Here is a 6,623-nt window from a genome sequence, read left to right as displayed (position 1 = left end):
CACACAGAGTGGTATCCCGCCGCTTACCCCAGGTACCGAGCGCTACACAATATCTTATTTATTTTTTCTGTTCGGTATAAATTGCAACTCCATCAATAATGAGCGATCTAACATACAGAGACATCTGGATGTACGAAGTCCTGTCGCTGGCCATAAAGCTCTCAGCAACATTACCGCTTGTACCCCCCTTAAAAGCTATTGTTCTGGCGGGCTTTCCAATCTCTGTTGCTTCCATACTTATCGATCCATCGGCCTCTTTAATTTCCCCGGCAATCCATTTTAAAAGAAATGGATCCATATCCTGCTTAAAATCGATACTAACAGCACAAGTGCCTGGATCTTGGGCTAAACCACCTATCTCCTGGGATTTTGTGTAGGAATACACTACATTATTTAGCAGATAGGTCTGAGATGTTTTGGTTTCAGGATCAGTCAGCTTTAATTTTATTACTCTTTCTGCTTGCTGCTGACCAAAGACATGAAGATTAAATGCCAGGCAAGTCAATATTAATAATCCAAATACATTTATTTTTTTCATAGGTAGATATTTACTTAATACAAAAGTATTTTTCTATCCACCCTGAACCTAGAATTTGGAGACTACATACAGACTACTACATCTAATACTGCGTCTACAATACATCTACAGGAGCTAATGACCCTCCAGTAATACACGAGTTCCATCTATATTATTCCTGGGACCTGATAAAATTATCGAGATTAGCTTCTTTATCAAGGCCAAACTTTTGTTTGATTCTGTAACGCGCCATACGGATACTTTTGGGCTCGATACCCAATCTTATTGCTATTTCTTTATTTGATAACCCCATCAGGATATAAGCACAATACTTCAAATCCAGACGGGTAAGAACTTGATTCGCTTTCTTTTGAAGTCTTTCAAAGAAAACCGGATTACTTTCAAAAAAATCAGTTTTTAGCTCCTCAAAATCTTTGTCTATCCTTTTCTGCTGATGTATAATTCGCTTGATTTGTTCATCCAGTGTAAGGTGGCTATCAGTGCTTACCTTTCCCGATAGTAATTCCAGCAATTCATTTTTTTGTTCCATCTGAAGGTTGCCTGCCAATACCTCTTTCTGCAAACGTTCCTGGCGTTCCTTAAGTAAAACCTGTTCTGTCTGGAGTTGCATTGCTTCTGCTTCGTTCAATTGCGCCCGTAATTCTGCAGCTCCTTTTTCTTTGTCGACTAGTTCTTGTTTTCTGATTGATGCTTTGAGTTTATAATTATATGACCTAAGCAAAAAGAGTAATGCTGTAATTCCTGTTAATGCCAACAGGATATAAAAAATATTCCGCTTTTTGTTAAAGGCAGCTTCTTGCTGTAAATACGCAATTTTCTGTTCCTTTTTTTCGGATTGATATTGTGCTTCAACCCTTTGGATGCTATTGATCTTCTCTTCATCAAAAGCCTCCTTGTTAAACTTAATATACTCTTTTAAATAATTTAATGCCCCTTGCTGATCTCCTCTCTTTTCAGCAATATGAGAAAGACCAAGGAACATTCTGGCCTTGGTTAATGGCATTTTTATAACACCACCTGCTACTGCGCTCAATCCTGTTAGCAACATCTTTTCGGCTTCATTGTAATTTCCATCCCGTAAGGCATATTCGCTCTTTAAGCCATAGCAGTTTACCAAAACTTCCTGCAAGTTGGTGTTTGTTGCAATTCGCATTGCGATATCAGTATATTTCTCAGCACTGTCTCTATGGGTATTAGGAAAATACTGGAAATAAATATTGGCAGTATTTAGTGCAATCGCTGCAGTATTGCTACGGATAAGTAATCTGCCACTTTGTTTTTCAGCAAGTAAGAGTGATTTCTTATAAATGTTTAACGCCGAATCTAATAAATTTCGTTTGCTGGTGTCCAGCTTAAAACGATCAAAGTAAGTTTGTCCAATGGTAAAATATGCTGTGTTTAATGCATCTATTTGTTTACTTTTCAATGCGGTTTCATAACTCAGATCCGCATACTTTCGTTGTTTGCCCGGGTCATTTCCATAACCATAAAAGCTCGCCAGGTAATGATACACAGTACTTTCATATTCATAGGCCGCCTGGCCTTTAAAAAAATCAAGTGCTTTCAGAAATTTTGTTATTGCTTTATCATTCTCATCATTTACAAGGTCTAGCCAGCCATTTCTAAGCCATACAAAACCTTGGGTTTCCTGATCTTTGGTCTTTCCTGCATAATACAGGGCACTATCGCGGCTTTCATAAGCATGTTTCAGATCCTTTTTCCAGACGTAAAGATGGATCAACGTAGCAAAAGCCATGGCTTTGCCCCTGCCATCTTTCATTCGGGCACCTATTTGGAGGGCTTCATTAGCAAGTTTAAATGACAATGGCAGGTCTTTCTCAAAATTAGCCTTTGCCAGTTTACAGTGAATATTTACCCGCTCCGCTTCAGAAAGACTAGTTTGTGCCAGTAAGTGATTCAGCGAATCGGTATATATTTTTTGTGCCGTTGTATCTTTCAAAAAAACAAGACAGAAAACTGTGGTAATCAGTAATGGTTTCAGTGGTAGCTGCATATTCAAAAATATAAAAAAGAAATCCTTCTGAAAACCGGAAATAACTCTAAATAGCTGAATTAAAATCTTTTAACTGTTTTATGTAGTTGCATTGTAGACGCGCTATCGAAAGTAGTAGTCGGTGTGTAGTCCACCATTTCTTGGTTTAGGGTGGGCTGGAGGGTAATTTTGGAGCCAATAAGTATCTATTAATGAAACTAAATTATATTTCGATGAAAACTAAAACAATGGCGATTGTAGCCTATTTCACCATCATTGGATGGATCGTTTCTTACCTGGAATTTAAAAAAACCTCCGAAAAGAGCAGTCTGGTTAATTATCATTTAGGACAGGCCCTGGGAGTAATAATCACTTCCATTCTATTGAGTATCATTTGCAGCATCATTCTGGCAGTGATTCCGACATTGGGAATCATTTTTTATTTAATTATGCTGGTTCCATTAATCCTTCTGTTATTTGGTGCTATCGCGGCCTCTAACGAGGTTGAAAAACCTGTACCCTTGATTGGAAAAGTATTTGAGGGAAAATTCAATTTCGGTTCCTAGAAGAACCGATTTGAATTATTTAGTCAATAGTGGAATAACTTTTTCGCCAATTAACGCTATGGATCTCAATAACTGCTCATGGCTCAACCCTGCATTATCCATCTGAAAAGTAAACCTGTCAACGCCCCCTAAGGATTCACTATGTTTCAGCAGTTTCTCTGCAACCTGCTCGGGACCACCTAGTACCAACACTCCTTTTGGGCCAGCCAAATGATCAAACTGTGTTTTGGTAACTGGAGGCCATCCACGCTCCCTGCCAAGTTTGGTCCACAGTTCTGCATATCCCGGATAATATTCTGCAATGGCCTGCTCATTACTTGCGGCAACATAGCCTGGTGAGTGCAAACCGACTTTTAAATTCTCAGGGGCAAAACCTGCGCGGTGACCTGCCTCACGGTACAAATCGATCAAAGGGCGAAAGCGCTCGGTTTCACCGCCAATTATCGCTACCATAAGTGGTAAACCTAATGATCCAGCTCGCGCAAAGGATTCGGGCGTACCACCTACGCCTAACCAAACTGGCAATTTATCCTGAAAAGCACGTGGATATACAGGCTGGTTCTGCAATGCAGGCCTGAATCTGCCCGACCAGCTCACAAATTCCTGATCCCTAATACGCAAAAGGAGATCCAGTTTCTCTGCAAAAAGTGCGTCATAATCGTTGAGATCAAATCCAAACAGCGGATAGGCTTCTATTGCCGAGCCACGACCAACAACAAGCTCCGCCCTGCCTTTGGAGATCAGATCCAGTGTAGCGAAATTTTGATAGACACGCACAGGGTCGGAGGTGCTTAACACCGTAACCGCACTGGTAAGCCGAATCCGTTTGGTCCTTGCTGCAGCTGCAGATAGAATCACTGCCGGGGCAGAATCCAAAAACTCCTTTTTGTGATGTTCGCCAATACCAAAAACATCTAATCCGGCATCATCAGCCATAGATATCCTGTCCAACAACTGTTCCATTGCCGCTACACTACTTAGTGTTTTGCTACCGTACATTGCCGACGCAAAGCTGTCTATTCCTATTTCCATTTTATCCGCCTAGTTTTAATTCACTCAAATTTACGTCTCCGAAAACTAAGGTATATTAACCTATGATAAGAAAAGTCATTTCCTTTACAGTAGCAGATTCGCCTTCCTCGCGCACAACCTATCTTTCCAAATCTGTTATGACTTCAAAATATTTTGATTAGTTTCGTTTAAAATTATCGATATGAACAGAAAGAGTTGTCTTCCTCCTCCTACACCTTAATAATTAACATGCACTGTGAACTTACGGTTCTGCGGATCAGTTGATCAGCACGTTGAATCCTGGGTTACGCATTTCGTTTATTTATTAATCTTTAGTTCCTGTTTTTAAGAACAGACAGACAATTCTTTTATGAAAAAATCATATTTGGTATTACACTTTGCTGTACTACTCGCGGGTTTCACCGGCATATTCGGTAAACTCATTTCCCTTAACGAAGGACTCCTGGTTTGGTACAGGGTATTTTTCTCCTCTATTATCCTGTTACTGGTTTTAAAATTGTTTAAAACAAAGACCAGCGTGACTTCTAAACAGAAGTTTGATATTGCAAAAATCGGGCTTTTTATTACCATACACTGGGTATTCTTTTACGCCAGTGTCAAGTACGCCAATGTGTCCATAGGTGTAGTCTGTTACTGTCTAACCAGCTTTTTCACCGCTGTTTTCAGTCCGATAATTAACCGGCAGAAGTTCAATCTAACTGAGCTTTTATTAAGTCTGCTCACATTGGCTGGCATTGCCCTGATCTTCCATTTCGATTCCTCTTATCAGCTAGGAATAGGACTGGGTGTTCTCTCTTCTGCTTTCGCTGCCATTTACACCATTTATAACGAGCGGCTAGTTAGAAAATACGACAGCAGGATCATCAATTATTACCAGATGATTGGGGGTACCATTGCTTTAGGTATAGCACTTCCCTTTTACCTACACTATTTTCCAGCACCATCCCTCCTTCCGAGCTTAAAAGATACCGGGTACTTGTTGTTACTTGCTTCTTTTTGTACGGTAGGACTTTATGTGCTTTTTGCAGAATCTTTAAAACGCATCTCGGCATTTACAGTAAATTTAAGTTTTAACCTTGAGCCCGTATACGCAATCATACTTGCCTTTCTGTTCTTTAACGAAAGCAAAGAGCTAAGCGTTTCCTTTTATATTGGCTTACTGTTCGTGATGGCTTCAGTTGTTTTGCAGACCATATTTTCGCTTAAACGGTCGTCGGGAACACCTGATGACATTAAAGGTTGTCCCGTATAACTGTTAAGCCTTATGAATTGGATTATCCAGGTAATAGTTATACATTTATTGCAGTGCGGCTGATACTATAAAAAGGATAAAAGATCCTGCCCAGATTGCCCAGCAGATTGCCCTGTTTGTTTGGTTATTTAGCTGATGACTTTTAAATTCCTGAAATATCAGCTCGCTCCTGCCCTTATTCATTAAATACCGCTGAAGGATAATCAGGATGATGATATTTACGCCCAGTACAAGTGGCTTGGTCCAGGATCCCATTGACCAGAATCCAGGATCGGCTAATAGCCAGAGGCTCAATATCAGCCAGCATATACTGAGTTCTACCAATAGCACACTTCTGAAGTCACCAACCCAGCTTTCAGGCTTATTCCGGTAGTGGTAAAGGAATGTAAAATAATAGAATCTTAGGAGTTTCATATCTGGTTAATTGTTTTAAAACAAACTCAAGATAGTTTTTTTTGGCGGTTTCACATATTTTTTGATAAACTCAGTTATAGTGCGTGGTTTGGCTATTTACTTGCGGGAAATACGCGTGTTTAGTCTTGAAATCTCCGTATTTTCCGTATTGGCTGCTATTTGTTGAACATTTAACTTCGTAGAATAGGGAAAAAATCTATTCAAACAAAGATTATCTGATATAATGGTAGAAAAATATGGAATACAATGCCGGAGAGATCGTTGAATTGGCAATTCGACGACAAGAGATTAACATCACTGAGCTATCCAGACGCTTACATGTGAACAGACGCACCTTGTACAACTGGTTCACCAAGAATGACCTTCACCCAGATTTGATCCTACAAATAGGCAGGATTATAAATTATGACTTTCATCCCCATTTCGAAAGTGGATTCTTCGGTTTTGAACCTGAACAAGAATTAAATGCTCAGGTTCGAAACGCAGAGCAAATGCCTGCAGATCTGGCATTTTACTGGATGGGTAAGTATATTAATTTACTGGAGGAGTATAAGGGATTGTTAAGAAAAGAAAGTTTCAAAAAATCCGACACCTTTACCGCTGTAGATCAGTAAGTTTTTATTTGATACGGTTTATAGCCTATACCGAAGTTTGATATTTCTTCCTATAGCTTTGAGGAGTTCAGGATGATCGTTTACGGTCGCATCAACAACATCCCAATCTCCCTTTGAATTGCAAGCAAGTTGATACTCCATATCTTTTAAGTTAATCCTGATTGTATTAGTTTCTCTTGTTATTCCTTTCGTTAAAACAATATAGGTATAGTCC

At 39.6% G+C, this 6,623-nt stretch carries 8 protein-coding genes; 3 read left to right on the top strand and 5 right to left on the bottom strand.

Annotated features, from left to right (window positions below; all coding sequences use genetic code 11):
* Positions 1 to 58: 58 nt before the first annotated feature.
* Together AC1DG9_RS20975 and AC1DG9_RS20970 are read right to left on the bottom strand one after the other, a co-directional pair.
* The gene (locus AC1DG9_RS20975; protein ID WP_337716148.1) at positions 59 to 538 is read right to left on the bottom strand and encodes a hypothetical protein; all 480 of its coding nucleotides are present in this window, start codon (positions 536 to 538) and stop codon (positions 59 to 61) included.
* A gap of 151 nt (positions 539 to 689) precedes the next feature.
* Positions 690 to 2,552, bottom strand: a complete 1,863-nt coding sequence (locus tag AC1DG9_RS20970; protein WP_288879266.1) for a LuxR C-terminal-related transcriptional regulator — start codon at positions 2,550 to 2,552, stop codon at positions 690 to 692.
* A 212-nt stretch (positions 2,553 to 2,764) separates the two neighbouring features.
* On the opposite strand from AC1DG9_RS20970, the gene AC1DG9_RS20965 reads away from it, so the two are divergent.
* Positions 2,765 to 3,097, top strand: a complete 333-nt coding sequence (locus AC1DG9_RS20965) for a magnetosome magnetite crystal formation protein family (RefSeq protein ID WP_172662823.1) — start codon at positions 2,765 to 2,767, stop codon at positions 3,095 to 3,097.
* A gap of 15 nt (positions 3,098 to 3,112) precedes the next feature.
* On the opposite strand, the gene AC1DG9_RS20960 is transcribed toward AC1DG9_RS20965, so the two are convergent.
* The gene (locus tag AC1DG9_RS20960) at positions 3,113 to 4,129 is read right to left on the bottom strand and encodes an LLM class flavin-dependent oxidoreductase (protein ID WP_172662822.1); all 1,017 of its coding nucleotides are present in this window, start codon (positions 4,127 to 4,129) and stop codon (positions 3,113 to 3,115) included.
* A 349-nt stretch (positions 4,130 to 4,478) separates the two neighbouring features.
* On the opposite strand from AC1DG9_RS20960, the gene AC1DG9_RS20955 reads away from it, so the two are divergent.
* Positions 4,479 to 5,381, top strand: a complete 903-nt coding sequence (locus tag AC1DG9_RS20955; RefSeq protein WP_172662821.1) for a DMT family transporter — start codon at positions 4,479 to 4,481, stop codon at positions 5,379 to 5,381.
* Between the two features lie 45 nt (positions 5,382 to 5,426).
* Here the strand turns inward: AC1DG9_RS20955 and AC1DG9_RS20950 are convergent, their stop codons facing one another.
* On the bottom strand, positions 5,427 to 5,795 hold the full coding sequence (locus tag AC1DG9_RS20950; RefSeq protein WP_172662820.1) for a hypothetical protein: 369 nt from the start codon (positions 5,793 to 5,795) through the stop codon (positions 5,427 to 5,429).
* 236 nt (positions 5,796 to 6,031) lie between these two features.
* On the opposite strand from AC1DG9_RS20950, the gene AC1DG9_RS20945 reads away from it, so the two are divergent.
* Positions 6,032 to 6,409, top strand: a complete 378-nt coding sequence (locus AC1DG9_RS20945; RefSeq protein ID WP_288879264.1) for a hypothetical protein — start codon at positions 6,032 to 6,034, stop codon at positions 6,407 to 6,409.
* An 18-nt stretch (positions 6,410 to 6,427) separates the two neighbouring features.
* Here the strand turns inward: AC1DG9_RS20945 and AC1DG9_RS20940 are convergent.
* On the bottom strand, positions 6,428 to 6,623 hold a 196-nt coding region (locus tag AC1DG9_RS20940; protein WP_477635180.1), incomplete at its 5' end, for a hypothetical protein.

It is taken from the genome of Pedobacter sp. 05L430 (assembly GCF_056397585.1).
Note: the sequence above shows the minus strand (reverse complement) of the source record. Positions and strands in the feature narration are given on the sequence as shown.